This is a genomic window from Zavarzinella formosa DSM 19928 (assembly GCF_000255705.1).
In the GTDB taxonomy this organism is placed as follows: domain Bacteria; phylum Planctomycetota; class Planctomycetia; order Gemmatales; family Gemmataceae; genus Zavarzinella; species Zavarzinella formosa.
Genome location: NZ_JH636453.1, coordinates 52,091 through 54,321 on the forward strand (window position 1 = coordinate 52,091; position 2,231 = coordinate 54,321).

Sequence of the window (2,231 nt, forward strand, 5' to 3'; positions counted from 1 at the left end):
TCCTGATCGAAGCCGGGCCTCATGCCCATGTCAAGATCTCGGACTTCGGCCTGGCCAGGGCGGTCGACGACGCCAGCCTGACCCAATCAGGAATGATCGCCGGGACGCCCATGTTCATGTCCCCGGAGCAGGCGTTGGGCGAAACGCTCGACCACCGGACGGACCTGTTTAGCCTGGGCAGCGTGCTGTACACGATGACAGCCGGCCGGCCGCCGTTCCGGGCGAGCGGCACGCACGCGGTTCTCAAACGGGTGATCGATGACGCGCCGCGACCGATCCCGGAAATTATCCCCGAAGCCCCGGCGTGGCTCTGCGACATCATTTCCCGGTTACATGCCAAAAAGCCGGAGGACCGGATTGCCACGGCCAGGGAAGTCGAGGACTTGCTGGCGCGGGGGGCCGAGACGCCCCCGCCTTCGCCGGCCGCCCCGTCGCCCCGGAATATCACGATGGTTGCCCCGGCGCGCGAACCACGTTCGCGTCTCCGTCGGCGGTTTGCCATCATCGCCGTGATTTTGGCGCTCGTCCTCGGGGTCGGTCTCACGGAGGCGGCCGGGGTTTCCAACATTCGCGGCACGGTCATTCGGCTGGCCTTCCCGGAGGGAATTCTGGTCGTCGAGGCGGATGACCCCGAGGTCGGCGTGAGGATCGACGGGACCGATCTTGTCATCACCGGCGCCGGGATCAAAGAACTCCGACTGAAGGTCGGCAGCCATGCCGTCGAAACCACCAAGGGCGGCGAAGTCGTGCGGCGGGAGTTGGTCACCGTCACCAAAGACGGCCGGCAGGTCGTGAAGATCAGTCGGGAAGCGCCGCCGAAAGAGACGCTGAAAGAGACGCCCGCCAAACAACCGGCCGACGCGGCGGCGTGGGAGCGTTCCGTGGCCGGCCTGCTCGCCGTCAAGCGGTCAAAGGCGATCAGCGACCGCCTCAAGGAACTCAATCCGCAGTTCGGCGGCCAGATCACGTTTTCCGGCATCGGCGACACCAGTTTGTCTGTGACCGGAGGGACACTCGGGGACATTTCCCCGCTCCGGGCGATGAGTCAGGCCAAGGTTGTTCATCTGGACGTGAAAAATCTGACTGACATTTCGCCCGTCCGGGGGCTAAACCTGACGCAATTGGATTTGTTCAGAACGGCCGTCACCGACCTCTCCCCGTTGCGGGACATGAAAACGCTTGTCAATCTGGACCTGAGCGGATCAAGCCAGTTGACGGACATCTCCCCGGTCAAAAGCATGTCCTTGCAGTATCTCACGACCGCCTACACCGGCGTCCGGGATCTGACTCCGCTGAAGGACACGAAACTGATGTTGCTGAATTGCGGGTCGACCAACGTGACGGATTTTTCCCCGCTCAAGGGAGTGCCGCTTCAGACGCTTCTCTGCGAAAACTCGTTGATGGACGACGCCGGACTGGAGTTCTTGAAGGACTCCAAGACTCTGAAGCATATCAACCTGAAGGGCACCAAGGTGACGGCGGCGGGGATCGACGGGCTGCGGCGGGCGTTGCCGAAGTGCAAGATCGTCTGGAACGGCGGCGTGTCCGAGCCGGCCAACGCGGCGGCGTGGGAACTGTCCGTGGCCGGCCTGTCCGCGGACAAACTGATGAAGGCCGTCGACGCCCGGCTGGCGGAACTCAATCCCGGCTACGCCGGCAAGGCGCAACCCAAGATCGAACAAGGGGTCGTGACCGGGTTGGCGCTTCCCCCCGGCGAACTGACCGACATCTCGCCGGTGCGGGTGTTGACGGGACTTGTCGCGTTCAAGTTCGTGGGAACCAAGGTGAGGGATCTGTCCCCCCTGAAAGGTCTGAAAATTCGTGTGCTGGAGGCGATGGTCATTCCCGCGACGGACCTGAGCCCCCTGCAAGGGATGCCCTTGGTGTCGCTGGACCTGTACCATTCCCCGGGAATCACCGACCTCACGCCGCTGAAGGGCATGCCGCTCCAGTATTTGAATCTCACCGGCCTGCCCATCACGGACATTTCGATCCTCAAGGACATCAAATCGTTGCGGCGACTTGTCATCAACGAGATGCCGGTCACTGACTTAAGCCCGCTCCGCGACAAGAATATTTTTGAACTGTTCATGATCGATTGCAAGGCGACCGATTTGGACGTGTTGAAAACCCTGCCGCTCACCCACCTGGGGATCAACGACCGTCCCGGCCTCCGGGAGTTCCTGAAATCCCTGAAGGGGTTGGAGCGGATCAACGACAAACCGGCGGCC

General features: G+C 62.6%; 1 protein-coding gene. It reads left to right on the forward strand.

From position 1 onward, the window contains the following. Window positions 1-2,231, forward strand: a 2,231-nt coding sequence (locus BGIM_RS59470) for a protein kinase domain-containing protein (protein ID WP_162136356.1), incomplete at both ends; no start/stop codon positions are given.